The sequence below is a fragment of the Streptomyces sp. NPDC054047 genome (assembly GCF_055585065.1).
Genome location: NZ_JBVJKV010000005.1, coordinates 308,702 through 334,411, shown reverse-complemented (window position 1 = coordinate 334,411; position 25,710 = coordinate 308,702). Strand labels below are relative to the sequence as shown.

Genomic DNA, 25,710 nt, shown 5'->3' with positions numbered 1-25,710 from the left:
GCATGCAAAAAGATCGCCACAACGGCTGCCAGCAGCCGCCAGGCGATCAGATAAGGGTCGGAAGAGGCCCGGAAAACCCATCCGGACATGCGACGACCCCCGCCGGGGGGGAGAGCGGGGGTCGTCCCCACGGTCCGACTCGGGGGGGGAGGAGCCAGACCGGGTTAGCACGGTCGCGAACGATCCGTGACTTCCATGGTGTACCCGAGAGCCTTCTCAGGCAAACCCACGCGCCTCACCTTACGCCGAATGGTGGGCGCCTATGCTCGGGCTCGTGGAAAACCACTCCTTGCCCCGGACAGCCGCCTTCTTTGACCTGGACAAGACGGTCATTGCGAAGTCGAGCACTCTCACCTTCAGCAAGTCGTTCTACCAAGGCGGCCTGATCAACCGCAGGGCGGTACTGCGAACTGCATATGCACAGTTCGTCTTCCTCGCAGGCGGAGCCGACCACGACCAGATGGAGCGGATGCGCGAGTACCTGTCCGCGCTCTGCCGCGGATGGAACGTGCAGCAGGTCAAGGAAATCGTCGCCGAGACGCTGCACGACCTGATCGACCCGATCATCTACGACGAGGCCGCGTCCCTCATCGAGGAGCACCACACCGCGGGGCGGGACGTCGTCATCGTCTCCACCTCGGGCGCCGAGGTGGTCGAGCCGATCGGCGAACTCCTGGGGGCCGACCGCGTGGTGGCGACCCGGATGGTGGTCGGCGACGACGGCTGCTTCACCGGCGAGGTGGAGTACTACGCCTACGGCCCCACCAAGGCGGCGGCGATCAAGGAACTCGCGGAGTCCGAGGGGTACGACCTCGATCGCTGTCACGCCTACAGCGACTCGGCGACCGATCTCCCGATGCTCGAGTCCGTGGGGCATCCGCACGCGGTCAACCCCGATCGCGCACTGCGCCGCGAGGCTCTCGCGCGCGGGTGGCCGATTCTCGACTTCCACCGACCCGTCCGGCTCAAGGAGCGGCGCCAGAAGCCGTCCCGGCCCGCGGTCGTCGCGGTGGCGGCCGTGAGCGCCGCGGCGGCCACGGCGGGGCTCGTGTGGTTCGTGAGTCGGCGCCGGACCTCAAGCGCCCGATTCACCCTTGTTTGAACCTAAAAGTAAAGAAGTAGTGCCAGGACTTCCGCTTACCCCAGGACAGGAGTACAAAGGAGTCAACGGCCCGCGAGACCAAGGACATCCGAGAGGATTACCTTTAAACGCAACCAAGGCCCCACGGACCGAGCATGAACACCGAGCACCCACGCGACGTCGACCCGTCGATTACGGGCCAGCCGCACCAGGTGACGGGCAAAGTTCCCGACCTGATGGGCAAACTTTCGAGGACGCTTGGTAACACGGTGAACATGCCAGCGGCGGTACGAGTTCTCGTACCGCCGCAACCCTGTTCAGGGCCCTTTCCGTAAGCGTCCGCAGGCACCCGTAAGCGCCCGCAAGGCCCTCAGGCCGCGCCGCGCTGCATCGCCTCGCAGACCGCCGTCGACTCCCTGGCCCCCAGTTCGACCGCGCGCCCGCAGTGGGCGATCCAGGCCGCCATTCCTTCCGGCGTCCCGGACGCGTAGCCGTCGAGCGCCCCCACGTAGGCCGCCCGCCCTTGCTCCGCGTGCCCCGCCTCGGCCGGGCACACCGACTTCGGGTCGAGGCCGCTGCCCACCAGGACGATGCGCTCGGCCGCCCGCGCGACCAGGCCGTTGTGCGAGCCGAAGGGGCGCAGGCTGAGCAGCTCGCCGTGCACCACGGCCGCCGTCACCAGGGCCGGCGCGGAGCCGCCCGCGATGATCAGCTGCGAGAGTCCCTCCAGGCGGCCCGCCACCTCGTCGGAGTCCGGCACGTCCAGTTCGACCAGCGGCTCGTCGACCGGCTCGCCCGCCAGCCGCGGACGCCCCGCCGCCTCGTCGTTCTCCGCCGCGGCGACCAGGTGGAGGCGCGCGAGGACCCGGAGCGGCGACTGCCGCCAGATGGACAGGAGTTGGCCGGCCTCCGCGGTCAGCCGCAGGGCCGCGCCGACCGTTCGGGCATCACCCTCGACACTGAAGTCACTGCGTCGGCGCACCTCTTCGAGTGCCCAGTCGGCACCGGAGAGCGCCGCCGAGCCCCGCGCGCCGCGCAGCGCCGCCTCGGAGGTGATCTCGTTGCTGCGGCGCCGCATGATCCGGTGGCCGTAGACCCGGTCCACGGCCTTGCGCACGGAGTCCACGGAGTCGGCCACGCCGGGCAGTGCGCCCAGGGCCGCGAGCGGATCGGCTGTCGTACTCATGAGTACGACCCTACGCACCCCTGGCGCTCCCCCCACGAAGGAGTGGTCTTCTTCACGCCGCATCGATACGGCAGGTAATCGTCCGGCTACCCTTGGTGAACATGAAGATCGCTTTCGTAGGGAAGGGCGGCAGCGGCAAGACCACGCTGTCCTCGCTCTTCATCCGACACCTCGCCGCCACCGGAGCACCGGTCCTCGCGGTGGACGCCGACATCAACCAGCACCTGGGCCCCGCCCTCGGGCTCGACGAGGCGGACGCCGCCGAGCTGCCCGCCATGGGCGCGCGCCTGCCCCTCATCAAGGACTATCTGCGGGGCTCCAATCCGCGGATCGCCTCCGCCGACACAATGATCAAGACGACGCCGCCCGGCGAGGGTTCGCGAATCCTGCGGGTGCGCGAGGACAACCCCGTGTACGACGCCTGCGCGCGGCCGGTGGAACTCGACGACGCAGCGGTGCGTTTGATGGTCACAGGGCCGTTCACCGAAGCCGACCTCGGTGTCGCCTGCTACCACTCCAAGACGGGGGCGGTGGAGCTGCTCCTGAACCACCTGGTCGACGGTCGCGACGAGTACGCGGTCGTCGACATGACCGCCGGTTCGGACTCCTTCGCGTCCGGCATGTTCACCCGCTTCGACATGACGTTCCTGGTGGCCGAGCCGACCAGGAAGGGGGTCTCCGTCTATCGCCAGTACAAGGAATACGCACGGGACTTCGGCATCGACCTCAAGGTCGTCGGCAACAAGGTGCAGGGCCAGGACGACATCGACTTCCTGCGCGAGCAGGTGGGCGACGACCTCCTGGTGACGGTCGGGCACTCGGACTGGGTGCGTGCCATGGAGAAGGGCCGCCCGCCCCGGTTCGAGTTCCTCGAGGACGACAACCGCCGCTCCCTGCAAGCACTTCAGGGCGCCGTCGACACCTCGTACGAGCGCAGGGACTGGGACCGCTACACCCGCCAGATGGTCCACTTCCACCTGAAGAACGCGCAGAGCTGGGGCAACGAACGGACGGGTGCCGACCTGGCTGCCCAGGTCGACCCCGACTTCGTCCTCAGTGAGCGAGCCGTCGCTACGGCTTGACCGCCGGGGCGCCCGGGACGCCCTTCGGGGCCGGTGCGGGCTGGGCGGAGAGGAACGACGCCCAGCCCTCCTTCGGGGCCTTGCCGACCGGGAGTTTGGTCAGGCGCTCCACGGTCTGCGGGTCCTGGGCATCGAGCCAGTCGGCGAGCTGCCGGAAGGAGACGCACCGCACGTCGCGCTTGGTGCAGACCGACTCGATCGTCTCCTCGATGGCGCGCATGTAGGTGCCGCCGTTCCAGGACTCGAAGTGGTTGCCGATGATCAGCGGGGCGCGGTTGCCCTTGTAGGCGCGGTCGAAGCCCTGGAGCAGGCCGTCACGCATCTGGTCGCCCCAGTACTCGTGCTTGCTCGGGTCGCCCTGGGACGTCGTGCCCGACTGGTTCACCATGAAGTTGTAGTCCATGGTGAGCGTCTCGAACTTGCGGCCCGGGACCGGGACCAGCTGCATCGACAGGTCCCAGAGGCCTTCCTTCTTCTTGGGCCAGATCTGGTTGTTGACGCCGCTGGTGTCGTAGCGGAAGCCCAGTTCGCGTGCCGCCCGCATGAAGTTCTTCTGGCCTTCGAGGCAGGGCGTGCGGGCGCCGATGAGTTCCTTGTCGTAGTCGAAGGGCAGCGGCTGCGCCTTCTTCATGCCCGTGTTCGTCTTCCAGGCCTTCACGAAGGACTTGGCCTGGTTGATCTCGCTCTTCCAGTCGGCGACCGTCCACTCGCCCACGCCGCGGCCGGGGCCGCAGAAGTGGCCGTTGAAGTGGGTGCCGACCTCGTTGCCCTCCAGCCAGGCGCCGCGGAGCTGCTCCACGGTGTCCTTGATTCCCTTGCGGTCGTTGAAGCCGATGTCCGAGCTGCCGGCCAGGTGCTGCGGCGGTTCGTAGAGCTTCCGCTTCGCCTCGGGGAGCATGTACACGCCGCTGAGGAAGTACGTCATCGTGGCGTTGTTGCGCTTGGCGACCTTGCGGAAGTGCGAGAAGAGCCGCTGGCTGTCCTCGCCCGCGCCGTCCCAGGAGAAGACCACGAACTGGGGCGGCTTCTGGCCGGGTCTCAGTCGTGCGGGCTCGGGCAGGTGCGGTTGCCTGCCGGTGAAGGCGGTGGAGCCGTCACCGATCATGCGGACCGCGCTCTTGGGGGCCGGGGCGGGGGACGCCTTCTTGGCGCCGTGCGCGCCCTCCTTGGCGCCGGTGTCCCCACTCGCGCAACCGGCCAGTACCGCGACGCATGCCACGAGGGCGGTGATGCCCGCGGCGATCCGCTGGATCCTCTGGGTGGCGGCCATCTTCCGCCCACCTTCTTCCTTCAAGTCGGCTTCGAGTCGGCTTCGGGATGGCACTACGGGCCAATTGCCCGGAATGCCCGACAGCGCCGCCAACGTCGCACGGGGGCATGAATCAGAGGTTCCGACAAGCCGATGAATAGCCTTATTCACCCTTGAGGGTGATCTAGTGCCCCATTTGCCCCGCTTGTCTATCCAATGCCTTTACTCTCCATTACGATTCGTTTACCGAGAGTTGAGATATCCCGCCGCTGCAACGCCGTGACCCACGGCCGCGACCCGCCCTCCGGAGACCACCGGAGGACCCCTTGTCCCGCGACCGCGCTGCCCCGGAGGAGACGGGAAACCATGTCTGCCTGCGTCCCCACCCATGCCACCGACTCGGACCACGCCTCACGCGCGCACGAGCCCCACGGGCCGCCGCCCGGCAAGTTCCGCAAGTTCCGTAGATTCCGCATCGCCGGCGCCGACGTATCCGCGTCGATCGCCGTCTTCCTGATCGCCCTGCCGCTGTCCCTCGGCATCGCGCTCGCCACCGGGGCACCGCTCCAGGCGGGCCTCGTCGCCGCCGCCGTCGGCGGTCTGGTCGCCGGATGGCTCGGGGGCTCGCCGCTACAGGTCAGCGGCCCCGCCGCGGGGCTCACGGTCGTCACCGCCGACCTCATCCACCAGTACGGCTGGCGGACCACCTGCGCCATCACCGTCCTCGCCGGGATCTCCCAACTCGGCCTCGGCTGCCTGCGCGTGGCCCGCTCCGCGCTCGCCGTCAGCCCGGCCGTCGTGCACGGCATGCTGGCCGGCATCGGCGTCGCCATCGCCGTGGCCCAGCTGCACATCGTGCTCGGCGGCACCCCGCAGAGCGCCGTGCTCGACAACCTCCGGGCGCTGCCCGCCCAGTTGGCCGACGTCCATCCCGCCGCGCTGGCGATCAGCGTGCTGACCCTGGCGCTGCTGCTGCTCTGGCCGCGGATTCCCGGCCGCGCCGGGAAGGCCGCCCGCGTCGTGCCCGCCCCCCTCGTCTCCGTGGCCGTGGCCACGGCCGTCGCCGCGCTCGCCGGGATGAGCGTGGCCAAGGTCGACCTGCCGTCGTGGCGCAGTCACGCGCTGGTGGGCCTGCCCGAAGGACCCGTGCTCGGGCTCGTCGCCGCCGTCCTGACGGTCACGCTCGTCTGCAGCGTCCAGTCGCTGCTCGGCGCCGTCGCCGTGGACAAGCTCGCCTCCGGGCGGCGCGATCCGCTCACCGGCGGCGGCCGCTCCGACCTGAACCGCGAGCTGCTGGGCCAGGGCGCGGCCAACGCCGTCTCCGGGGCGCTCGGCGGGCTCCCCGTCGCGGGGGTCGCGGTGCGCAGCGTGGCCAATGTGCGGGCCGGTGCCGTCAGCCGGAACTCCACGATGCTGCACGGCGTTTGGGTAGTAGTAGCCGCCCTACTGATGGTCCCCCTGCTCGAGCTGATCCCGCTCGCCGCGCTCGCCGCCCTGGTGATGGCGGTCGGCATCCAGATGGTGAGCCTGAACCACATCCGCACCATCACCCGCCACCGCGAGATCCTCGTGTACACGACCACGACGCTCGGCGTCGTCTTCCTCGGTGTGCTCGAAGGTGTGGCCCTCGGCGTCGCCGTCGCCGTGGCCGTCGCGCTGCACCGCCTCGCCCGCACCCGTATCACCCACATCGAGGAGGACGGGGTCCACCACGTGCGCGTGCGTGGCCAGTTGACCTTCCTCGCCGTGCCGCGCCTGAGCCGGGCGCTGCACCTCGCCCCCCAAGGGGCCGCCATCATCGTCGAGTTGGACGGGTCGTTCATGGACCACGCGGCGTACGAAGCGCTGCAGTGCTGGCAGGACGCGCACACCGCGCAGGGCGGCACCGTAGAGGTGACCGGGCGCGCGGGGACACGGATCGCCGAGCCCGCGAGCGCGTCACATTCCTGCTGCCGTCCCTGGACGGCCTGGCGCAACCACCACTGCGACCGCCCCCAGGAGGCCCCGCAGGGCGAGAGCCGGCCCAGCGGGCATCAACTGGCCAGCGGCATCAGCGCGTTCCAGCGCAACACCGCGCCGCACGTGCGGGGCGAGCTGGCCCGTCTCGCGCGTGAGGGGCAGCAGCCCTCGCAGCTCTTCCTGACCTGCGCCGACTCCCGGCTCGTCACCTCGATGATCACGTCGAGCGGCCCCGGCGACCTCTTCGTCGTACGCAATGTCGGCAATCTGGTGCCGCTGCCGGGCGCCGAGAGCGGGGACGACTCGGTGGCCGCCGCGATCGAGTACGCGGTGGACGTACTGAAGGTGCGGTCCATCACCGTCTGCGGGCACTCCGGGTGCGGGGCGATGCAGGCGCTGCTCACCACGCCGCCCGGGGGCGCCCAGACGCCCCTGAAGCGCTGGCTGCGGCACGGGATGCCGAGCCTCGATCGGATGGCGGCGCACCAGAAGGAGGGGTGGGCGCGGCTCGCCGGGCGGGCGCCCGCCGACGCGGTCGAGCAGCTCTGCCTGACCAATGTGGTCCAGCAGTTGGAGCACCTGCGCGGCCACGAGGCCGTGGCGCGGCGGATGGCCGAGGGCGCGCTGGAACTGCACGGCATGTACTTCCATGTCGGCGAGGCGCAGGCGTATCTGCTGACCGAGAGTCCGGACGACGTGTTCGACCAGGTCACACCGTCACCGCACGAAGGATCACCGCGCGAGGAGCCACCCAGTCGAGTAAAGGTCTAAACCAATTTTCGGCAGGCTCTTGTCACCAGGGGTATACGTCTGATGAGCTGTGGCTTTGGACACAACGGACACCCTGGGAATGGGAGATGTCGTGAGCAACGAAAGCCTGGCCAACCTTCTTAAAGAAGAGCGAAGGTTCGCGCCGCCGGCCGACCTGGCGGCCAACGCCAACGTCACCGCGGAGGCGTATGAACAGGCCAAGGCTGACCGGCTCGGCTTCTGGGCCGAGCAGGCCCGCCGGCTGACCTGGTCCACCGAACCGACCGAGACGCTCGACTGGTCGAACCCGCCGTTCGCGAAGTGGTTCGCCGACGGCAAGCTCAACGTCGCCTACAACTGCGTGGACCGCCACGTGGAGGCCGGGAACGGCGACCGCGTGGCGATCCACTTCGAGGGTGAGCCCGGCGACAGCCGGGCCATCACCTATGCCGAGCTCAAGGACGAGGTCAGCCGGGCGGCCAACGCGCTGACCGAGCTGGGAGTCCGCCAGGGCGACCGCGTCGCCGTCTACCTGCCGATGATCCCCGAGGCCGTCGTGTCGATGCTGGCCTGTGCCCGCATCGGCGCCGCGCACTCCGTGGTCTTCGGCGGCTTCTCCGCCGACGCCATCGCCACCCGCGTGAAGGACGCCGACGCCAAGGTCGTCATCACCTCCGACGGCGGCTACCGCAGGGGCAAGCCCGCCGCCCTGAAGCCCGCGGTCGACGACGCCGTCTCGCGCGAGGGAAGCTCCGTCGAGCACGTCCTCGTCGTGCGCCGCACGGGCCAGGACGTGGCGTGGACCGAGGGCCGCGACGTGTGGTGGCACGAGCTCACCGAGCGCCAGTCCGCCGAGCACACGCCGGAGGCCTTCGACGCGGAGAACCCGCTCTTCATCCTCTACACGTCGGGCACGACGGGTAAGCCGAAGGGCATCCTGCACACCTCCGGCGGCTACCTCACGCAGGCCGCCTACACCCACCACGCCGTCTTCGACCTCAAGCCGGAGACCGACGTCTACTGGTGCACGGCCGACATCGGCTGGGTCACCGGGCACTCGTACATCACGTACGGCCCGCTGGCGAACGGCGCGACGCAGGTCATGTACGAGGGCACGCCCGACACCCCGCACCAGGGGCGCTTCTGGGAGATCGTCCAGAAGTACGGCGTGACCATCCTCTACACGGCGCCGACCGCCATTCGTACGTTCATGAAGTGGGGCGACGACATCCCCGCGAAGTTCGACCTCAGCAGCCTGCGGGTCCTCGGTTCGGTCGGTGAGCCGATCAACCCCGAGGCCTGGATGTGGTACCGCAAGAACATCGGCGCCGACAAGTGCCCCATCGTGGACACCTGGTGGCAGACCGAGACCGGCGCGATGATGATCTCGCCGCTGCCGGGCGTGACCGAGACCAAGCCGGGCAGCGCCCAGCGCGCACTGCCGGGCATCTCCGCGACCGTCGTCGACGACGAGGCGCGCGAAGTGCCGGACGGCGGGGGCGGCTACCTCGTCCTGACCGAGCCGTGGCCCTCGATGCTGCGCACCATCTGGGGCGACGACCAGCGCTTCCTCGACACCTACTGGTCGCGCTTCGAAGGCAAGTACTTCGCCGGTGACGGCGCCAAGAAGGACGAGGACGGCGACATCTGGCTGCTCGGCCGCGTGGACGACGTGATGCTCGTGTCCGGGCACAACATCTCCACCACCGAGGTCGAGTCGGCGCTCGTCTCGCACCCGTCGGTCGCCGAGGCGGCGGTCGTGGGCGCGGCGGACGAGACCACCGGGCAGGCCATCGTCGCGTTCGTGATCCTGCGGGGCACGGCGAACGCCGACGACGAGGGTCTCGTGGCGGACCTGCGCAATCACGTGGGCACGACGCTGGGACCGATCGCCAAGCCCAAGCGCATCCTTCCGGTGGCCGAGCTGCCGAAGACCCGCTCCGGGAAGATCATGCGGCGACTGCTGCGTGACGTCGCCGAGAACCGCGAGCTGGGTGACGTCACCACGCTGACGGACTCCTCGGTCATGGATCTCATCCAGACGAAGCTGCCGGCCGCGCCCAGCGAGGACTAGTCGGACGCGAGCCATAGAGGGGCATCCGGCACCGTGCCGGGTGCCCCTCTTGCGCATAAAGTGACGATCACCGGATAGGTCCGTTCGCACGTTAGGTACGCTAAGGATCGCGTCAACATCGCGACAAGAAGAACCTAGGTGCGCCGGGAAGTCTGGTCGGCAAGTGATTTGTCCTGCCTACCGACCGGAGGTCGACCCCCGTGGCCGCGCCCGCACCCAGCAACAACAACCGCAAGGTTCTCGGACGGCTCTCGCTGCCCGAGCGGAATTTCGTCGCGAACGCGCTGCGCACCGAGACCGTCGGCGGTGTCCTCCTCCTCGTCGCCGCCGTCACCGCACTGATCTGGGCGAACACCGCCGGCGGGTCGTACGAATCCGTGAGCGGCTTCCACCTGGGACCGAGCTCGCTGGGCCTCGACCTCTCCATCCAGCACTGGGCGGCCGACGGACTGCTCGCGGTCTTCTTCTTCGTCGCCGGCATCGAACTCAAGCGTGAGCTCGTCGCGGGCGATCTGCGCGACCCCAAGGCCGCCGCGCTGCCCGTCGTCGCCGCGCTCTGCGGCATGGCCGTACCCGCTCTCGTGTACGTCGTGGTCAACACCGTCGGCGGCGGTTCCCTGGACGGCTGGGCGGTGCCGACCGCCACCGACATCGCCTTCGCGCTCGCCGTCCTCGCGGTCATCGGCACCTCGCTGCCGTCCGCGCTGCGCGCCTTCCTGCTCACCCTGGCCGTCGTCGACGACCTCTTCGCGATCCTGATCATCGCGGTCTTCTTCACCAGCGACCTGAACTTCGCGGCGCTCGGCGGCGCGGTCCTTGGCCTCGCGGTCTTCTGGCTGTTGCTCCGCAAGGGTGTACGCGGCTGGTACATCTACGTTCCGCTGGCCCTGGTCATCTGGGGCCTGATGTACAACAGCGGCATCCACGCCACGATCGCCGGTGTCGCGATGGGCCTGATGCTGCGCTGCAGCCGCCGCGAGGACGAGGAGCACTCGCCGGGCGAGCACATCGAGCACCTGGTGCGGCCTCTCTCCGCGGGCCTCGCGGTTCCGCTGTTCGCCCTGTTCAGCGCCGGTGTCGCGGTGTCGGGCGGCGCGCTCGGGGACGTGTTCAGCCAGCCGGAGACGCTCGGTGTGGTGCTCGGTCTCGTGGTCGGCAAGGCGGTCGGCATCTTCGGCGGCACCTGGCTTGCGGCACGGTTCACCAGGGCCGAGCTCAACGACGAGCTCGCCTGGCCCGACGTGTTCGCGGTCGCCTCGCTCGCCGGCATCGGCTTCACCGTCTCGCTCCTGATCGGCGAACTCGCCTTCACCGAGAACCCGCTGCTGACCGACGAGATCAAGGCAGCCGTCCTGATGGGCTCTCTCATCGCGGCGGTACTCTCCGGGATCCTGCTCAAGGTGCGCAATGCCCGCTACCGCGCGCTGTACGACGCCGAGGAGCGCGACGACGACCTCGACGGCATCCCCGACGTGTACGAACAGGACAAGCCGGAGTACCACCTGCGGATGGCGGAGATCTACGAAAAGAAGGCGGCCGAGCACCGCAGGCTTGCCGAAGTGTCGGCCGGGGCACGCGCCGATGACGACGGTCCGGCATGATCTGAGCAGACTTGACTGCGCAGACTGAACTGGGCGGTCGTATCTGAACAGACGTATGTGAGCACGCTTACGCAGAATTACGGAGAAGGGGAGAAGCGATGAGCACACCCGACGGGCCCGTCGGCACCGAACGCAGCCTCGGCCAGCTGGTCTCCACGGCGACCAGCGAGATGTCCGCGCTGGTGCACGACGAGATCGCGCTGGCCAAGGCCCAGCTGCGGCAGGACGTCAAGCGGGGTGCGGTCGGCGGTGGCGCGTTCGCCGCGGCGGGGGCGGTGCTGATCTTCTCGCTGCCGATGCTGAGCTTCGCCCTGGCCTACGGCATCCGCACCTGGAGCGGCTGGAACATGGCCATCTGCTTCGTGCTCTCCTTCGCGGCGAACGTGCTGGTCGCCGGGGTGCTCGCGCTGATCGGCGTCGTCTTCGCGAAGAAGGCCAAGAAGGGCAAGGGGCCGCAGAAGGCCGCCGCTTCGGCCAAGCAGACGGCTGCCGTACTCCAGAACGTCAAGCCGCACCCCCGTTCGGTGAGCCCCGCGCCCGCCACCGGGGCCACCCTCGACCGTGTAAGTGAGAAGGCTGCGCCTGTGGCACGCTCGTCTTCATGACGGACCCTGCCACGCCCGCCCCCCATCCGGCCCAACCGACGTCACTCGTACGCATCGAAGGACCGTGGACCCACCGGGACGTCGCCGCCAACGGCGCCCGCTTCCACATCGCCGAGATGGGCGACGGGCCGCTCGTGCTGCTCCTGCACGGTTTTCCGCAGTTCTGGTGGACGTGGCGGCATCAGATGGTGGCGCTCGCCGACGCGGGGTTCCGTGCGGTCGCGATGGATCTGCGGGGCGTGGGCGGCAGCGACCGTACGCCCCGCGGTTACGACCCGGCGAACCTCGCGCTGGACATCACGGGCGTCGTGCGGTCGCTGGGCGAGCCGGACGCCGCGCTCGTCGGGCACGACCTGGGCGGGTACCTCGCGTGGACGGCGGCCGTGATGCGGCCCAAGCTGGTGCGCCGCCTCGCGGTCTCCTCGATGCCGCATCCGCGGCGCTGGCGCTCGGCGATGCTGTCGGACCGCAAGCAGACCGCCGCGAGCTCGTACGTGTGGGGTTTCCAGCGGCCGTGGCTGCCGGAGCGTCAACTCGTCGCGGACGACGCCGCTCTGGTGGGGCGTCTGGTGCGGGACTGGTCGGGGCCGCGGCTTCCGGACGACGAGTCGGTGGAGGCCTACCGCCGTGCCATGACGATCCCGTCGACGGCGCACTGCGCGATCGAGCCGTACCGCTGGATGGTGCGGTCGATGGCCCGTCCGGACGGCATCCAGTTCAACCGGCGCATGAAGCGCCCCGTGCGGGTCCCCACGCTGCATCTGCACGGCTCCCTGGACCCGGTGATGCGTACGCGCAGCGCGGCCGGCTCCGGTGAGTACGTCGAAGCGCCGTACCGCTGGCGGCTGTTCGACGGTCTCGGGCACTTCCCGCACGAGGAGGACCCCGTCGCCTTCTCGACCGAGCTGGTGAACTGGCTGAAGGATCCCGAGCCCGACCGGTAGGCCGCGCGAGGCCCCGATTCCCTGATCCGGGTCGGCGTACCACCCGCCCCTGGAGTCAGGGGAACACCCGCCCCAGGGGTCAGGCGAACACCTGTCCTTCGAACGGCCAATTGCCTCCCGCATAGGCCAATTGGGGCCCGTGGGCGCGATTACCGACCTTGGGGCACGGGCACACGTCGGGGTATGGGCTGGACGCACGACTACAGTGACGCAGCACGCAACCGCCGCTCGGCCACAGCGCTGAACAGCCGTGAGAGGGGCGCTCCGCACGATCCGGGCCATGACGGCCCTGCTCAAGACATCGGCATTCCCCACATCCTGCGCCGCAGGGCCCGCTGGGTCTCGGCGCGGCTGAGGCACACGCGCGACTGATCCGCCTGCTCCCCGACTGCGCACCGGCTACAGCGCGCAGCCCTCGCTGTCGACCTCTTGGTTGGCGGTGCGGCCTGCCTCGATGTCCTTGCGGACCTCGTCGGCGGTGAGTGCGTAGCCGGTGTCCGGGTCGTCCAGGGACTTCGCGAAGACCACGCCGTAGACCTTGCCATCGGGCGTCAGCAGCGGGCCGCCGGAGTTGCCCTGACGGACGGTCGCGTAGAGCGAGTACACATCGCGGCGCACGGTGCCCCGGTGGTAGATGTCCGGGCCGTTGGCCGTGATGCGACCGCGCACGCGCGCGGGGCGGACGTCGTACGGACCGTTCTCCGGGAAGCCGGCGACGATCGCGTTGTCACCGCTGACCGCGTCCTTCGACGTGAACTGCAGCGCGGGCGCGTCCAGGGTCGGCACGTCCAGTACGGCGATGTCGCGCTCCCAGTCGTAGAGCACGACCTTCGCGTCGTACGTCCGGCCGTCTCCGCCTATCTGCACCGTCGGCTCGTCCACGCCGCCGACCACGTGCGCGTTGGTCATCACGCGGCGCTCGGAGAAGACGAAGCCGGTGCCTTCGAGGACCTTGCCGCAGCCGCGGGCCTCGCCCTGCACCTTCACGATGGAGCGCCTGGCCTTCGTGGCGACCGCGCTCTTGGCGAGCTTGGGGTCGGGGGCCTGGACCTCGGTGATGGGCTCGTTCGAGAACGGGCTGAAGACCTGCGGGAAGCCGTTGCGCGCGAGGACCGACGAGAAGTCGGCGAACCACGTGTCGGCCTGGTTGGGCAGCGTGCGCGAGACGCCGAGCAGGATCTTGGAGTTGCGTACTTCCTTGCCGACCGTCGGCAGCGTCGTACCCGCGAGGGCCGAGCCGATCAGCCAGGCGACGAGGAGCATCGCCACCACGTTCACCAGCGCGCCGCCCGTGGCGTCCAGGGCGCGGGCGGGCTGCCAAGTGATGTACCGCCGGAGCTTGTTGCCCAGGTGGGTGGTGAAGGCCTGGCCGATGGAGGCACAGACGATCACGATGACCACGGCGACGACGGCGGCCGTCGTGCTCACCGCTCCCTCGTCGTCCGTCAGGGCGCCCCAGATGACGGGCAGGAGGTACACCGCGACGAGTCCGCCGCCCAGGAAACCGATCACCGACAGGATGCCGACGACGAATCCCTGGCGGTAACCGACGACCGCGAACCATACGGCGGCGACCACCAGAAGGATGTCCAGCACGTTCACCGATTCAATCCTCGCCTCGCATCGCGGTCGCCACGTCCACGCAACCTTGTCATGCGCGCCAGTCGAGCGGCACCTGCTTGGTGCGGTCCCAGGGGCGCTCCCAGCCTGCGAAGTGCAGGATTCTGTCGATCACTCCAGCCGTAAAACCCCAGACCAGAGCGGATTCGACGAGGAAGGCCGGGCCTTGGTGGCCGCTCGGGTGGATCGTCGTCGCGCGGTTGCCCGGATCCGTGAGATCCGACACGGGGACGGTGAAGACCCGGGCCGTCTCGGCCGGATCGACGACGCCGACGGGGGTGGGCGTGCGCCACCAGCCGAGCACCGGGGTCACCACGAAGTCGCTCACCGGGATGAAGAGCTTGGGCAGCACGCCGAAGAGCTGGACGCCCCGGGGGTCGAGCCCGGTCTCCTCCTCGGCCTCGCGCAGGGCGGCGCGCAGGGGGCCTTCGGCAAGCGGATCGCCGTCCTCGGGGTCGAGGGAGCCGCCGGGGAAGGAGGGCTGTCCGGCGTGCGAGCGGAGGTTCCCGGAGCGCTCCATCAGGAGCAGCTCGGGGCCGCGGGCGCCCTCTCCGAAGAGGATCAGTACGGCGGACTGGCGTCCGGCGCCGCTCTCCGGGGGCAGGAAGCGGCTGAGCTGGGTCGGCCGGATGGTGAGCGCGGCGCGGGCGACGGGGTCCAGCCAGGCGGGGAGGCCCTCGGTGCTGAGGGGCACATGTCGCACGCGGCCGTTGGGGCTGTCTTGGCCGCCAAGGCCGCCAGTGCCGCTGAGGCTGCCAGTGCCGCTGAGGCTGCCTGTACCGCCTGGCTCCTGGGCGCCGCTCCCACGGTCGGGCTCCTGGAAGCCGTTGCCATCGCTCATGTGCGTATCGCTCGTGTCGGTTGTCTCGCTCGTGTCGCTCGCGTGCGTCATCGGCACCCCCGTCCAACTGTGGACAACGCCTGCGGACCCTCGGTTGGTTCCTCGCTCATGCCGCGCCCAGCGGGGGCGCGGGCTTTCCCGGGTAGTCCGGCGGGGGCTTCAGGCGCTGGCCCGGCAGGCCGCCCATCTCGTACTTCAGGAGCTTCTTCGCCTTCTCCGGGTCGGTCTCGCCCTCTCCGTACGACGGGCAGAGGTCGGCGATCGGGCAGGCGCCGCAGGCGGGCTTGCGGGAGTGGCAGATGCGGCGGCCGTGGAAGATCACACGGTGCGAGAGCATCGTCCACTCGCTCTTCGGGAAGAGCTCGGCGATGGCGGCCTCGACCTTCACCGGGTCGGTCTCCTCGGTCCACTTCCAGCGACGGACGAGCCGCCCGAAGTGGGTGTCCACGGTGATTCCCGGGACACCGAAGGCGTTCCCGAGCACGACGAACGCCGTCTTGCGGCCTACGCCGGGCAGTTTGACCAGGTCTTCTATGCGGCCGGGGACCTCGCCGCCGTGGTTGTCCCGCAGGGCGGTGGCGAGCCCCATGATCGACTTCGTCTTCGCCCGGAAGAACCCGGTCGGCCGGATCAACTCCTCGACCTCTTCGGGGTTGGCGGCGGCGAGGTCCTCCGGGGTCGGGTACGCGGCGAAGAGGCGCGGGGTCGTCTGATTCACCCGCAGGTCGGTGGTCTGCGCGGAGAGGACCGTGGCGACGAGCAGCTCGAAGGGGTTCTCGAAGTCCAACTCGGGGTGGGCGTACGAGTACACCTCCGCGAGCTCGCGGTTGATGCGGCGGGCCCGCCGGACGAGGGCGGTGTGGGACTCGGGCTTGGCTTTGGGGGCTTGGGTGGCCTTGGTCGCCTTGGTCGCCTTGGTGACCTTGGTGACTTTGGTGGCCTTGGTGGCCGGGGCGGTCTTTTTTGCTGCCGCGGTCTTCTTCGCCGGGGTGGCCTTCTTGGCCGGGGTGGCCTTCTTGGCCGCGGAGGCCCTCTTGGCCGGGGTGGGTTTCGCCGCGCCGGCGGTGGCCTGATTCTGCTCCGAACGCTTGCTCACCGGTGGCACCCTTGTCCCTTTTGTCGCATTCTCTGGATCAGTGGAAGCCTGTTCGCCCACAGCGGAATCCGGGCGACCTGTAACCTTCCCAGTCCCCATGGCCTGTGCTCCCACCGGCTTTTTGGACACTCGGCCAGCCTAGAGCCCGACACTGACATCCGCCCTTGACCCCTTGGATCGGCCCCCAATTGGCCCCCTCCCGCACAGCATGGGACGCCAGTGCGGCAGACTTGTGACTGATCACACTGTTTGGACCGTCCGGCAAAATGGGGAGCACGGTCCCCTGATGCAGGTCGACAAGGAGAGAACTCGTGGACGACGTTCTGCGGCGCGCCCCGCTCTTCGCGGCGCTCGATGACGAGCAGGCCGCGGAGCTCCGCGCCTCCATGAGTGAGGTGACGCTCGCGCGCGGGGATGCGCTTTTCCATGAGGGCGACCCCGGAGACCGCCTTTATGTGGTCACCGAGGGCAAGGTGAAGCTTCACCGCACCTCACCCGACGGCCGCGAGAACATGCTCGCGGTGCTCGGCCCCGGCGAGCTCATCGGTGAGCTCTCGCTGTTCGACCCGGGCCCGCGTACGGCAACCGCCTCCGCGCTCACCGAGGTCAAGCTGCTCGGCCTCGGCCACGGCGACCTTCAGCCGTGGCTCAACGCACGGCCCGAGGTGGCCGCGGCGCTGCTGCGTGCCGTAGCCCGGCGCCTGCGCAAGACCAACGACCAGATGTCCGATCTGGTCTTCTCCGACGTGCCCGGGCGTGTGGCCCGCGCCCTTCTCGACCTGTCGCGCCGCTTCGGCGTGCAGTCCGAAGAGGGCATCCACGTCGTGCACGACCTCACGCAGGAAGAGCTGGCCCAGCTGGTCGGCGCCTCCCGCGAGACGGTCAACAAGGCACTGGCGGACTTCGCCGGGCGCGGGTGGCTCCGGCTGGAGGCTCGCGCGGTGATTCTGCTGGACGTGGAGCGGCTGGCCAAGCGGTCTCGCTGACGCTGTTTCGTACGCGGATGGGTCCCGCCTCGTTTTGGGGTGGGGCCCATCCGTGCTTCCGCACGAGCCTTTCCCACCCACCCACCCGATTGCCCCGCGGTGTGGGGTGGGGGGCCGCCCTGGGTGGATGGGGCCTCTGGGTGGGTCCCCTGGGTGGGGGGGGCCGCCCTGGGTGGGGGCCCCTGGGTGGGTGGGGCCCTGGGTGGGTGGAGCGAACTGCGGTGGGCGGGTTCGGCTCGGGTGGGTGCGTGCCCGGGCGTACAGGGGATTGTCGACCGGTGGTGCGTCGTGCCCGCGCGTCAGGGGTTCGCGCCGTGGGTGGTTGGTTGCGGCTAGATCAAGCCGTGTTCTCGCAAGTAGTCCAGTTGCGCCCTTACCGACAGTTCCGCTGCCGGCCACAAGGAGCGGTCCACGTCCGCGTAGACGTGGGCGACCACCTCCGAAGGCGCCCCGTGGCCGTTCTCGACGGCCGTCTCGACCTGGGCCAGGCGGTTCGCGCGGTGGGCGAGGTAGAACTCGACCGCGCCCTGGGCGTCGTCCAGGACGGGGCCGTGGCCCGGCAGGACGGTGTGTACGCCGTCGTCGACCGTCAGGGACCGCAGGCGCCGCAGGGAGTCCAGATAGTCCCCCAGGCGACCGTCAGGGTGCGCCACGACCGTCGTACCGCGGCCCAGGACCGTATCCCCCGTCAGGACCGCCTGATCGGCCGGGAGGTGGAAGCAGAGGGAGTCCGCGGTGTGGCCCGGCGTCGGGACCACGCGCAGCTCCAGGCCGCCCGTCGTGATCACGTCACCCGCGCCCAGGCCCTCGTCGCCGAGCCGCAACGCCGGATCCAGGGCCCGCACCTTGGTGCCGGTCAGCTCGGCGAAGCGGGCCGCGCCCTCCGCGTGGTCCGGGTGGCCGTGGGTGAGGAGGGTCAGCGCGACCCGTTGCCCGGCCTTCTCGGCGGTGGCGATGACGTGCTGGAGGTGTGCGTCGTCCAGGGGCCCCGGGTCGATGACGACCGCGAGCCCGGAGTCCGGCTCGGACACGATCCACGTGTTGGTCCCGTCCAGCGTCATCGCGGACGCGTTGGGGGCCAGTACGTTGACCGCGCGTGCGGTGGCGGGACCGCTGAGGACCCCGCCCCGGGGCTGGCCGGGGAGGGCGGCGGCTTCGGTCATGCGGGGGTGACTCCCGTCCGGTTCGTGGCAGGCGTGGCCTTGGCGGCAGGCGTGGCCGGGGTGGCAGGCGTGGCAGGCGTGGCCGGGGTCATGCGGAATCCCCCGTGGGGATGTGCTTGGTGAACTCGTCGTGGCCCGGCCAGGACAGCACCAACTCGCCCGCTTCGAAGCGCGCTTGGGCCAGGACCGGGGTCAGATCGCACTCCGGGGCCGCGGCCAGGGCGTCGGCCGCCGACCCGTAGGCGCTCAGTTGGCGCAGGGTCGCGATGGTCGGCGGCATCATCAGGAGGTCGCCCTTGTCGTACCCCGCCGTGGCCTCCCCCGGGGCGATCCACACCGTGCGGTCGGCCTCCGTGGAGGCGTTGCGGGTGCGCTGCCCCTCCGGGAGGGCCGCCACGAAGAAGAACGTGTCGTAGCGCTTCGGTTCGAACTCCGGAGTGATCCAGCGCGCCCAGGCGGCAAGGAGGTCACTACGGAGGACCAGGCCCCGGCGGTCGAGGAACTCCGCGAAGGAGAAGTCGCGGGCCACCAGGGCCTCGCGGTCGGCCTCCCAGTCGTCGCCCGTGGTATCGCCGACGACGCTCGACGGGGTCGGCCCCGCGAGCAGTACGCCCGCTTCCTCGTACGTCTCGCGGACGGCGGCGCACACGATCGCCTGGGCGCCCGGCTCGTCCACTCCGAGGCGCTCCGCCCACGTCGCGCGGGACGGGCCCGCCCAGCGCACGAGGTGGTCGTCGTCGCGCGGGTCCACGCCACCGCCCGGATACGCGTACGCGCCTCCGGCGAAGGCCATGGAGGCGCGTCTGCGCAGCATGTGTACGGCGGGGCCCGTCACGGAGTCCCGGAGGAGCATGACCGTGGCCGCCCGGCGCGGAGTCGCGGGAGTCAGTTCGCCGCTGCTCAGCGCACGGATGCGGTCGGGCCACTCCGGGGGGTACCACTGCCCATTAGCCATGGGCGGAGGCTATCCCCTAGTGGGCTGATGTTCGAGAGGCAACTATCGGGTGCCAGAAGGCAGCGATCACGCCGCGATCAGCACTGCCCGGACAGCGATGCGCCGAGATCCGCACTGCCCTGACAACGATTGCGCCGCGAGCAGGACCCCCCGGACAGCGACTACGCCTCGGTCAGTTCCACCTGGACCTCGACCTCGACCGGCGCGTCCAGCGGCAGGACGGCGACGCCCACGGCGCTGCGGGCGTGCACGCCCTTGTCGCCGAGCACCTCGCCGAGCAGCTCGCTCGTGCCGTTGATCACGGCGGGCTGGCCCGTGAAGTCCGGGGCCGACGCCACGAAGCCGACGACCTTCACGACGCGCGCGATGCGGTCCAGGTCACCGGCGATGGACTTCACCGCGGCCAGCGCGTTCAGCGCGCACGTGCGGGCCAGTTCCTTGGCCTCTTCGGGGGTCACCTCGGCGCCGACCTTGCCGGTCACCGGAAGCTTGCCCTCCACCATCGGGAGCTGGCCCGAGGTGTAGACGTACACACCGGACTGGACCGCCGGCTGGTAGGCGGCGATCGGCGGCACGACCTCCGGCAGGGTCATGCCGAGCTCGGCCAGTTTGGCCTCGACGGCCCCGCTCATGCCTGCTTCTCCCGCTTCAGGTAGGCCACGAGCTGCTCAGGGTTGTTCGGCCCGGGCACGACCTGGACGAGCTCCCAGCCGTCCTCGCCCCAGGTGTCCAGAATCTGCTTCGTCGCGTGGACGAGCAGCGGCACGGTTGCGTATTCCCACTTGGTCATATGGCCGACTGTAGCCGTTGTGAGGCGCTGCTCACGGTGGCCTCCTGCTTAGCCCGGACCGCGACTGGTTAGGCTCGGAAGTGTGAGCAGGCTCCAGGTCGTCAGCGGCAAGGGCGGTACCGGCAAGACCACGGTGGCCGCCGCACTCGCGCTCGCCCTCGCGACGGAGGGCAAGCGCACCCTCCTCGTGGAGGTCGAGGGCAGACAAGGCATCGCGCAGCTCTTCGAGACCGAAGCGCTGCCGTATGAGGAGCGGAAGATCGCCGTCGCTCCCGGGGGCGGGGAGGTGTACGCCCTCGCCATCGATCCAGAACTGGCGTTGCTCGACTACCTCCAGATGTTCTACAAGCTGGGGGGCGCGGGTCGCGCGCTCAAGAAACTCGGCGCCATCGACTTCGCCACCACCGTCGCGCCCGGTCTGCGGGACGTCCTGCTGACCGGCAAGGCCTGCGAAGCCGTACGCCGCAAGGACAAGAACGGTCGGTACGCGTACGACTGCGTGGTGATGGACGCGCCGCCCACCGGCCGCATCACGCGCTTCCTGAACGTGAACGACGAGGTCGCGGGGCTCGCCAAGATCGGGCCCATACACAATCAGGCGCAGGCCGTGATGCGCGTCCTGAAGTCACCGGAGACAGCCGTCCACTTGGTGACGCTCCTCGAAGAGATGCCCGTCCAGGAGACCGCCGACGGGATCACCGAGCTGCGCGCCGCCAAGCTCCCCGTGGGGCGCGTCATCGTGAACATGGTGCGGCCCGCGCTGCTCGACGAGGCCGCCCTGGAGCTCGGGCTCGACCGGACCCCGCGGGCGGCCATCGCCAAGTCCCTGTCCGGCGCCGGGCTCGGCGGGGCCCGCCGCGGCGGTGTCGCCGAGCGGCTCGTCGACCCGCTCCTGGAGCAGGCCGCCGAGTACGCCGAGCGGTACGCCCTAGAGCGCTCCCAGCGGGCCGTCCTGGGCGAGCTGGACCTCCCTCTGCATGAACTCCCCCTGCTGGCCGGGGGAATGGACCTGGCGGGGCTCTACGAACTCGCCACGGAACTGCGGAAGCAAGGGATCGCATGACCTCCGACGCGGCACGAGACCCGGACACGACACGCCCCCTGGACCCGGCCCGCACGCTCGACGTGGACGCCCTCCTGGACGACCCGAAGACCCGCATCGTGGTGTGCTGCGGCTCCGGAGGCGTCGGCAAGACGACCACGGCGGCCGCGCTCGGCCTGCGCGCCGCCGAACGGGGCCGCAAGGTCGTCGTCCTGACCATCGACCCGGCGCGCCGGCTCGCCCAGTCCATGGGGATCGACTCGCTCGACAACGTCCCGCGCCGGGTGAAGGCGGTCGACGGCGACGGCGAGCTGCACGCCATGATGCTCGACATGAAGCGCACCTTCGACGAGATCGTCGAGGCGCACGCGGACAAGGAGCGGGCGAGCGCGATCCTCGGCAACCCCTTCTACCAGTCGCTTTCGGCGGGCTTCGCGGGCACGCAGGAGTACATGGCGATGGAGAAGCTGGGGCAGCTGCGCTCCCGCGACGAGTGGGACCTGATCGTCGTCGACACGCCGCCGTCGCGCTCGGCCCTGGACTTCCTCGACGCGCCCAAGCGCCTCGGCTCCTTCCTGGACGGGAAGCTGATCCGGGTGCTCATGGCCCCGGCGAAGGTGGGCGGCCGGGCCGGGATGAGGTTCCTGAACGCCGGGATGTCGATGATGACGGGGGCGCTCGGCAAGCTGCTCGGCGGGCAACTGCTGCGTGACGTCCAGACGTTCGTGGCCGCCATGGACACCATGTTCGGCGGCTTCCGCACCCGCGCGGACGCCACGTACCGGCTGCTCCAGGCGCCGGGCACGTCGTTCCTCGTGGTGGCGTCGCCGGAGCGGGACGCGCTGCGCGAGGCGGCGTACTTCGTGGAGCGCCTGGCGGCCGACCACATGCCGCTGGCCGGTCTCGTCCTGAACCGCGTGCACCGCAGCGGCGCCGCCCAGCTGTCGGCCGAGCGGGCGCTTGCCGCCGCGGAAAATCTTGATGAGAGCCGCATTGTGGATCAGGAGGACGGGAAGGTTGGAGTGCGTACCTCCCACGAGGCTCCCGGCGACTCCCCCGAGACCCCCGGTAGTTCCGAGACCCCCGCATCTTCTGAAGAACCCTCAGAATCCTCAGAACCCGCCGCAGCACCTTCCGAACTTCACGACGCGTCGCACCATGACGTGTCGCTCCGTGACGCGTCGCTCCATGACGCGCATCCGCCCGTGGCACAGCTGACCGCCGGTCTGCTGCGGCTGCACGCGGAACGAATGCAGCTGCTCGCGCGCGAACAGCGCACGCGTGATCGGTTCACCGCGCTCCACCCCGAGGTGGCTGTTGCCGAAGTGACGGCGCTGCCGGGCGACGTGCACGACCTGGCAGGCCTTCGGGCCATCGGGGACCGGCTCGCGGCCGGTAGTGATGGTGATCCGGCCGGAGCTTCCTGAGCAGCAGGAATGCCCCACTGCCACGCGTCCGGTGGGGTCTCCCCCACCGCCACGCGGCGGACGGGCGCTAACCCACTGCCGCGTAGCTCTCGTACGTCTCGTCGTCCTCCAAGTCCACGGGCAGCAGGCCCGCGCCACGCTCGTACTCGGAGCGCGCCGTCTCCAGCAGACGGCGCCACGAGGTGACCGTGGGACGCCTGCGCAACAGTGCGCGGCGCTCCCGCTCAGTCATGCCACCCCACACGCCGAATTCGACGCGGTTGTCCAGCGCGTCGGCCAGGCACTCCGTGCGCACCGGGCAGCCGGTGCACACCGCCTTGGCCCTGTTCTGCGCTGCTCCTTGAACGAACAGTTCATCTGGATCGGTAGTGCGGCAGGCCGCCTGCGCACTCCAGTCGGTTACCCAGCCCATACCGGCGCCGTCCTCTCCCGAATCGAGGCTCCCCCACGGCGGCAGCGGCATATTCACCGCCGCCAGTTGAGGACGTTACGGAAGGTGGGCACAGCGCAACACCCCCTTCGGGCCCAATCTTGAATGGCCCGAACGGACTATGCGTAAGCGGCAGATCACCCGACGGAGTGAGCTGGCGACATGCGTGATTAACCCGGCAAATGCGGGCACTTCAGCTGAGTCACAACGGGCATCGAATGCCGCATGAGGCGAATTCGGGCACTTCCCCGGGCATATTCCGAGCTCGTTCCACGCTCGATCCGAGCCCCGGAAGGGCTAGGGGGGACCCCATTCGGGATTCGGGACCGACGGAGGGGTTGTTGCCGAACCGCACTGCTGTGACAGTTGAGAGCAGCTTAGGCCAAGGCATTGAGGCCTGTCCGGCGAATCAGAACGTAGGCTGCCCCCATGGGAAAGAAGCGCTCGGGCGGTGGTCTGTCACCAACTCAGCAGGCCGCGAAGTTCCTAGGTGTCAGCGTGCTCGCGGGAGCCGTGCTGGCAGGTATCGCCCTGCCCGCGGCCGGCGCGCTCGGCCTCGCGGCGAAGGGATCGGTCGAGGGATTCGACGAGATCCCCTCCAACTTGAAGCAGCCGCCGCTGAGTCAGCGCACCACGATCCTGGACAACAAGGGCGGCTCCATCGCCACGGTCTACTCACGTGACCGCACCGTGGTGCCGCTCAAGGAGATCTCTCCTTACATGCAGAAGGCGATCGTCGCGATCGAGGACTCGCGCTTCTACGAACACGGCGCGGTCGACGCCAAGGGCATCCTGCGCGCGCTGAATCAGAACGCGCAGAGCGGCGGCGTCTCCCAGGGCGCGTCCACGCTCACCCAGCAGTACGTGAAGAACGTCTTCGTCGAGGAGGCGGGCGACGACCCGACCAAGGTCGCCGAAGCCACCCAGCAGACCCTCGGGCGCAAGATCCGCGAGCTGAAGTACGCGATCCAGGTCGAGGACAAGCTGGGCAAGAAGCGCATCCTCAGCAACTACCTGAACATCACCTACTTCGGACAGCAGGCGTACGGAGTCGAGGCCGCGGCCCAGCGCTACTTCTCCAAGCCCGCCAAGAGCCTCCAGGTCCAGGAGGCCGCGCTGCTCGCCGGCATCGTGCAGTCCCCCAGCCGGTACGACCCCGTGAACGACACGGAGGAAGCCACCAAGCGGCGCAACACCGTGCTCCAGCGGATGGCGGAGACGCACGACATCACGCAGGCGGAGGCCGCCGCGGCGAAGGAGACGCCGCTCGGCCTGAAGGTGAGCAGGCCCAAGAACGGCTGCATCACGGCGGTCAGCGGCGCCGGGTTCTTCTGTGACTACGTACGCGAGGTCTTCCTCTCCGACCCGGTCTTCGGCAAGACCAAGGAGGAGCGGGCCAAGGTCTGGAACCAGGGCGGTCTGCGGATCAAGACCACGCTCGACCCCCAGGCACAGCAGTCCGTGCAGGCCTCGATAAAGGATCACGTCAACCAGTCCGACGACGTGGCCACGGCGGCCACCATCGTCGAGCCGGGCAGCGGCAAGATCCTGGGCATGGGCCAGTCGCGGCCCTACGGCATCAACCTCAAGGACAACGAGACCTCGATGAACCTGTCCGTGGACAACTCCATGGGCGGTGGCGCGGGGTACCAGCCGGGGTCGACCTTCAAGCCGATCGTGGCCGCGGCCGCGCTCGAGGGCGGAATGCCGCCCACGAAGAGCTACGGCTCTCCGTACGAGATGCCGTACCCGAAGAGCGTCGCGGCGTGCGACGGCAAGAAGTGGCTGAACTCGGGCAACGCGAAGCTCACGAACGAGAACGAGTCCGAGGTCGGCCCCTACGGCATGAAGGAAGCGACCGCGAAGTCGGTCAACACCTACTACGTGGAGCTGATCGGCGACATCGGCATCTGCCCGGTGACGAAGATGGCCGAGCGGATGGGCGTCGAGCGGGCCGACGGCAGGAAGATGGACCAGGCGCCGTCGATCGCGCTCGGGACCCAGGAGATGTCGCCGCTGACGATGGCGGGCGCGTACGCGACGTTCGCCGCGCGCGGCAAGTACTGCTCGCCCGTCGCGATCGAGTCGATCGCCGGTCCGGGCGGCACGTCGCTGCCGGTGCCGAAGTCGACGTGCTCGCGCGCGATGTCGGCGAAGACGGCCGACACGATCAACACCCTCCTGAAGGGCGTGGTCGAGGACGGAACGGGCCAGCAGGCCGGCCTCGGCTCCCGCCCGAGCGCGGGCAAGACGGGTACGACCGACTTCCGCTACGCCGCCTGGTTCGTGGGCTACACCCCGAACATGTCGGGCGCGGTCTGGGTCGGCGACCCGCAGCACAAGCGGCAGATGGTCGACATCACCATCGGCGGAGTCCCGTACGACAAGGTCTTCGGTGGTGAGGTCCCGGGTCCGATCTGGCGGGACGCGATGAGCGGGGCGCTGGCGGGCAAGACCGCGCCGGGCTTCAACACCGTTCACATCCCGGACGGCAAGGACAAGGACAAGGACAAGCCGCACGACGACAACAAGCCGGGCGGCGGCGGTCACGACGGTGGTGGCGGTGGCGGCAGCAACAACGGCGGTGGCGGCGGGGGCGGCGATCCCTGGCCGGACATCACCCTGCCGCCGGATGTCATCGGCGGTGGCGGGAACGGCGGGAACGGCGGGAACGGCAATGGGGGCGGGATCGGCGGTTGGGGCCAGTAGTCGGCTCCGCCGGTTCCTGTAGTTCATGGCTGAGGGCGCCCCCTGGATCAGGGGGCGCCCTCGTGTGCGTGGGCAGTGCTGGAGGTACGCCCTACGGGGGTGGCCCTACGGGAGGTGCCC

The 25,710-nt window shown here is 69.6% G+C and carries 22 protein-coding genes; 12 read left to right on the top strand and 10 right to left on the bottom strand.

Annotated features, from left to right (window positions below; translation table 11 throughout):
- The first annotated feature begins 262 nt into the window (after positions 1 to 262).
- Positions 263 to 1,102: an HAD family hydrolase gene (locus ACZ6ZP_RS21265; protein WP_351166900.1), complete on the top strand. Its 840-nt coding sequence runs from the start codon at positions 263 to 265 to the stop codon at positions 1,100 to 1,102.
- 349 nt (positions 1,103 to 1,451) lie between these two features.
- On the opposite strand, the gene ACZ6ZP_RS21260 is transcribed toward ACZ6ZP_RS21265, so the two are convergent.
- On the bottom strand, positions 1,452 to 2,267 hold the full coding sequence (locus ACZ6ZP_RS21260; RefSeq protein WP_383816079.1) for a Fic family protein: 816 nt from the start codon (positions 2,265 to 2,267) through the stop codon (positions 1,452 to 1,454).
- 101 nt (positions 2,268 to 2,368) lie between these two features.
- On the opposite strand from ACZ6ZP_RS21260, the gene ACZ6ZP_RS21255 reads away from it, so the two are divergent.
- On the top strand, positions 2,369 to 3,349 hold the full coding sequence (locus ACZ6ZP_RS21255; RefSeq protein WP_361467722.1) for an ATP-binding protein: 981 nt from the start codon (positions 2,369 to 2,371) through the stop codon (positions 3,347 to 3,349).
- Here the strand turns inward: ACZ6ZP_RS21255 and ACZ6ZP_RS21250 are convergent.
- A complete protein-coding gene (locus ACZ6ZP_RS21250; protein WP_361467725.1) occupies positions 3,339 to 4,619 on the bottom strand; it encodes a polysaccharide deacetylase family protein in 1,281 nt (426 codons plus the stop codon). The two genes, ACZ6ZP_RS21255 and ACZ6ZP_RS21250, sit on opposite strands and share 11 nt — an antisense overlap.
- 345 nt (positions 4,620 to 4,964) lie before the next feature.
- Here ACZ6ZP_RS21250 and ACZ6ZP_RS21245 point away from each other — a divergent pair, with 345 nt between their 5' ends.
- From ACZ6ZP_RS21245 to ACZ6ZP_RS21220, 6 genes are all read left to right on the top strand, one after another.
- Positions 4,965 to 7,328, top strand: coding sequence for a bifunctional SulP family inorganic anion transporter/carbonic anhydrase (locus ACZ6ZP_RS21245; protein WP_469407845.1), 2,364 nt, complete (start codon positions 4,965 to 4,967; stop codon positions 7,326 to 7,328).
- A 49-nt stretch (positions 7,329 to 7,377) separates the two neighbouring features.
- Positions 7,378 to 9,381 (top strand): acetate--CoA ligase, encoded by a 2,004-nt coding sequence (gene acs / locus ACZ6ZP_RS21240; RefSeq protein WP_351166909.1) that lies wholly within the window; start codon positions 7,378 to 7,380, stop codon positions 9,379 to 9,381.
- 200 nt (positions 9,382 to 9,581) lie between these two features.
- Positions 9,582 to 10,982, top strand: coding sequence for a Na+/H+ antiporter NhaA (gene nhaA, locus ACZ6ZP_RS21235; RefSeq protein WP_351166911.1), 1,401 nt, complete (start codon positions 9,582 to 9,584; stop codon positions 10,980 to 10,982).
- 98 nt (positions 10,983 to 11,080) lie between these two features.
- Positions 11,081 to 11,587 (top strand): phage holin family protein, encoded by a 507-nt coding sequence (locus tag ACZ6ZP_RS21230; protein ID WP_351166913.1) that lies wholly within the window; start codon positions 11,081 to 11,083, stop codon positions 11,585 to 11,587.
- Positions 11,584 to 12,531, top strand: coding sequence for an alpha/beta fold hydrolase (locus tag ACZ6ZP_RS21225; RefSeq protein ID WP_351166915.1), 948 nt, complete (start codon positions 11,584 to 11,586; stop codon positions 12,529 to 12,531). Before ACZ6ZP_RS21230 ends, ACZ6ZP_RS21225 begins: the two co-directional genes overlap by 4 nt.
- 183 nt (positions 12,532 to 12,714) lie before the next feature.
- On the top strand, positions 12,715 to 12,903 hold the full coding sequence (locus tag ACZ6ZP_RS21220; RefSeq protein ID WP_351166917.1) for a hypothetical protein: 189 nt from the start codon (positions 12,715 to 12,717) through the stop codon (positions 12,901 to 12,903).
- A 27-nt stretch (positions 12,904 to 12,930) separates the two neighbouring features.
- Here the strand turns inward: ACZ6ZP_RS21220 and ACZ6ZP_RS21215 are convergent, their stop codons facing one another.
- The 3 genes from ACZ6ZP_RS21215 to nth form a co-directional block, all read right to left on the bottom strand.
- Positions 12,931 to 14,133 carry a MarP family serine protease gene (locus tag ACZ6ZP_RS21215; RefSeq protein WP_351166919.1) on the bottom strand — a complete coding sequence of 401 codons (1,203 nt, stop codon included), beginning with the start codon at positions 14,131 to 14,133 and terminating at the stop codon, positions 12,931 to 12,933.
- Positions 14,134 to 14,182: 49 nt separating this feature from the next.
- Positions 14,183 to 14,992 carry an NUDIX hydrolase gene (locus ACZ6ZP_RS21210; protein ID WP_469407841.1) on the bottom strand — a complete coding sequence of 270 codons (810 nt, stop codon included), beginning with the start codon at positions 14,990 to 14,992 and terminating at the stop codon, positions 14,183 to 14,185.
- 106 nt (positions 14,993 to 15,098) lie between these two features.
- Positions 15,099 to 16,187, bottom strand: a complete 1,089-nt coding sequence (gene nth, locus ACZ6ZP_RS21205) for an endonuclease III (RefSeq protein WP_469407956.1) — start codon at positions 16,185 to 16,187, stop codon at positions 15,099 to 15,101.
- 212 nt (positions 16,188 to 16,399) lie between these two features.
- Between nth and ACZ6ZP_RS21200 the strand changes: the two genes are divergently transcribed.
- A complete protein-coding gene (locus ACZ6ZP_RS21200) occupies positions 16,400 to 17,074 on the top strand; it encodes a Crp/Fnr family transcriptional regulator (protein ID WP_016642758.1) in 675 nt (224 codons plus the stop codon).
- A 332-nt stretch (positions 17,075 to 17,406) separates the two neighbouring features.
- Here the strand turns inward: ACZ6ZP_RS21200 and ACZ6ZP_RS21195 are convergent, their stop codons facing one another.
- From ACZ6ZP_RS21195 to ACZ6ZP_RS21180, 4 genes are all read right to left on the bottom strand, one after another.
- Positions 17,407 to 18,237 carry an MBL fold metallo-hydrolase gene (locus tag ACZ6ZP_RS21195; RefSeq protein WP_351166925.1) on the bottom strand — a complete coding sequence of 277 codons (831 nt, stop codon included), beginning with the start codon at positions 18,235 to 18,237 and terminating at the stop codon, positions 17,407 to 17,409.
- Positions 18,238 to 18,325: 88 nt separating this feature from the next.
- A complete protein-coding gene (locus ACZ6ZP_RS21190) occupies positions 18,326 to 19,192 on the bottom strand; it encodes an NUDIX hydrolase (protein WP_361467740.1) in 867 nt (288 codons plus the stop codon).
- Positions 19,193 to 19,353: 161 nt separating this feature from the next.
- Positions 19,354 to 19,824, bottom strand: a complete 471-nt coding sequence (locus ACZ6ZP_RS21185; protein ID WP_351166929.1) for a RidA family protein — start codon at positions 19,822 to 19,824, stop codon at positions 19,354 to 19,356.
- On the bottom strand, positions 19,821 to 19,982 hold the full coding sequence (locus tag ACZ6ZP_RS21180; RefSeq protein WP_003975360.1) for a DUF4177 domain-containing protein: 162 nt from the start codon (positions 19,980 to 19,982) through the stop codon (positions 19,821 to 19,823). The genes ACZ6ZP_RS21185 and ACZ6ZP_RS21180 overlap by 4 nt, the downstream gene beginning before the upstream one ends.
- Before the next feature lie 82 nt (positions 19,983 to 20,064).
- Between ACZ6ZP_RS21180 and bagA the strand changes: the two genes are divergently transcribed.
- Together bagA and bagB are read left to right on the top strand one after the other, a co-directional pair.
- Positions 20,065 to 21,045 (top strand): ATPase BagA, encoded by a 981-nt coding sequence (gene bagA, locus ACZ6ZP_RS21175; protein WP_351166931.1) that lies wholly within the window; start codon positions 20,065 to 20,067, stop codon positions 21,043 to 21,045.
- Positions 21,042 to 22,451 carry an ATPase BagB gene (gene bagB, locus ACZ6ZP_RS21170; protein WP_469407839.1) on the top strand — a complete coding sequence of 470 codons (1,410 nt, stop codon included), beginning with the start codon at positions 21,042 to 21,044 and terminating at the stop codon, positions 22,449 to 22,451. The genes bagA and bagB overlap by 4 nt, the downstream gene beginning before the upstream one ends.
- 67 nt (positions 22,452 to 22,518) lie before the next feature.
- On the opposite strand, the gene ACZ6ZP_RS21165 is transcribed toward bagB, so the two are convergent.
- The gene (locus tag ACZ6ZP_RS21165) at positions 22,519 to 22,863 is read right to left on the bottom strand and encodes a WhiB family transcriptional regulator (RefSeq protein WP_167828965.1); all 345 of its coding nucleotides are present in this window, start codon (positions 22,861 to 22,863) and stop codon (positions 22,519 to 22,521) included.
- 447 nt (positions 22,864 to 23,310) lie between these two features.
- Here ACZ6ZP_RS21165 and ACZ6ZP_RS21160 point away from each other — a divergent pair, with 447 nt between their 5' ends.
- On the top strand, positions 23,311 to 25,590 hold the full coding sequence (locus ACZ6ZP_RS21160; RefSeq protein WP_383815911.1) for a transglycosylase domain-containing protein: 2,280 nt from the start codon (positions 23,311 to 23,313) through the stop codon (positions 25,588 to 25,590).
- Positions 25,591 to 25,710: the final 120 nt, after the last annotated feature.

Coding starts and splice junctions, on each gene's coding strand:
- ACZ6ZP_RS21225 (WP_351166915.1), top strand. CDS start 11,584: ATGACGGACCCTGCCACGCCCGCCCCCCATCCGGCCCAACCGACGTCA.
- ACZ6ZP_RS21265 (WP_351166900.1), top strand. CDS start 263: ATGCTCGGGCTCGTGGAAAACCACTCCTTGCCCCGGACAGCCGCCTTC.
- ACZ6ZP_RS21230 (WP_351166913.1), top strand. CDS start 11,081: ATGAGCACACCCGACGGGCCCGTCGGCACCGAACGCAGCCTCGGCCAG.
- ACZ6ZP_RS21180 (WP_003975360.1), bottom strand. CDS start 19,982: ATGACCAAGTGGGAATACGCAACCGTGCCGCTGCTCGTCCACGCGACG.
- bagB (WP_469407839.1), top strand. CDS start 21,042: ATGACCTCCGACGCGGCACGAGACCCGGACACGACACGCCCCCTGGAC.
- ACZ6ZP_RS21160 (WP_383815911.1), top strand. CDS start 23,311: ATGGGAAAGAAGCGCTCGGGCGGTGGTCTGTCACCAACTCAGCAGGCC.
- ACZ6ZP_RS21165 (WP_167828965.1), bottom strand. CDS start 22,863: ATGGGCTGGGTAACCGACTGGAGTGCGCAGGCGGCCTGCCGCACTACC.
- ACZ6ZP_RS21260 (WP_383816079.1), bottom strand. CDS start 2,267: ATGAGTACGACAGCCGATCCGCTCGCGGCCCTGGGCGCACTGCCCGGC.
- ACZ6ZP_RS21210 (WP_469407841.1), bottom strand. CDS start 14,992: ATGAGCGATGGCAACGGCTTCCAGGAGCCCGACCGTGGGAGCGGCGCC.
- ACZ6ZP_RS21245 (WP_469407845.1), top strand. CDS start 4,965: ATGTCTGCCTGCGTCCCCACCCATGCCACCGACTCGGACCACGCCTCA.
- ACZ6ZP_RS21220 (WP_351166917.1), top strand. CDS start 12,715: ATGGGCTGGACGCACGACTACAGTGACGCAGCACGCAACCGCCGCTCG.
- ACZ6ZP_RS21190 (WP_361467740.1), bottom strand. CDS start 19,192: ATGGCTAATGGGCAGTGGTACCCCCCGGAGTGGCCCGACCGCATCCGT.
- nth (WP_469407956.1), bottom strand. CDS start 16,187: ATGGGGACTGGGAAGGTTACAGGTCGCCCGGATTCCGCTGTGGGCGAA.
- ACZ6ZP_RS21185 (WP_351166929.1), bottom strand. CDS start 19,824: ATGAGCGGGGCCGTCGAGGCCAAACTGGCCGAGCTCGGCATGACCCTG.
- ACZ6ZP_RS21250 (WP_361467725.1), bottom strand. CDS start 4,619: ATGGCCGCCACCCAGAGGATCCAGCGGATCGCCGCGGGCATCACCGCC.
- ACZ6ZP_RS21255 (WP_361467722.1), top strand. CDS start 2,369: ATGAAGATCGCTTTCGTAGGGAAGGGCGGCAGCGGCAAGACCACGCTG.
- ACZ6ZP_RS21195 (WP_351166925.1), bottom strand. CDS start 18,237: ATGACCGAAGCCGCCGCCCTCCCCGGCCAGCCCCGGGGCGGGGTCCTC.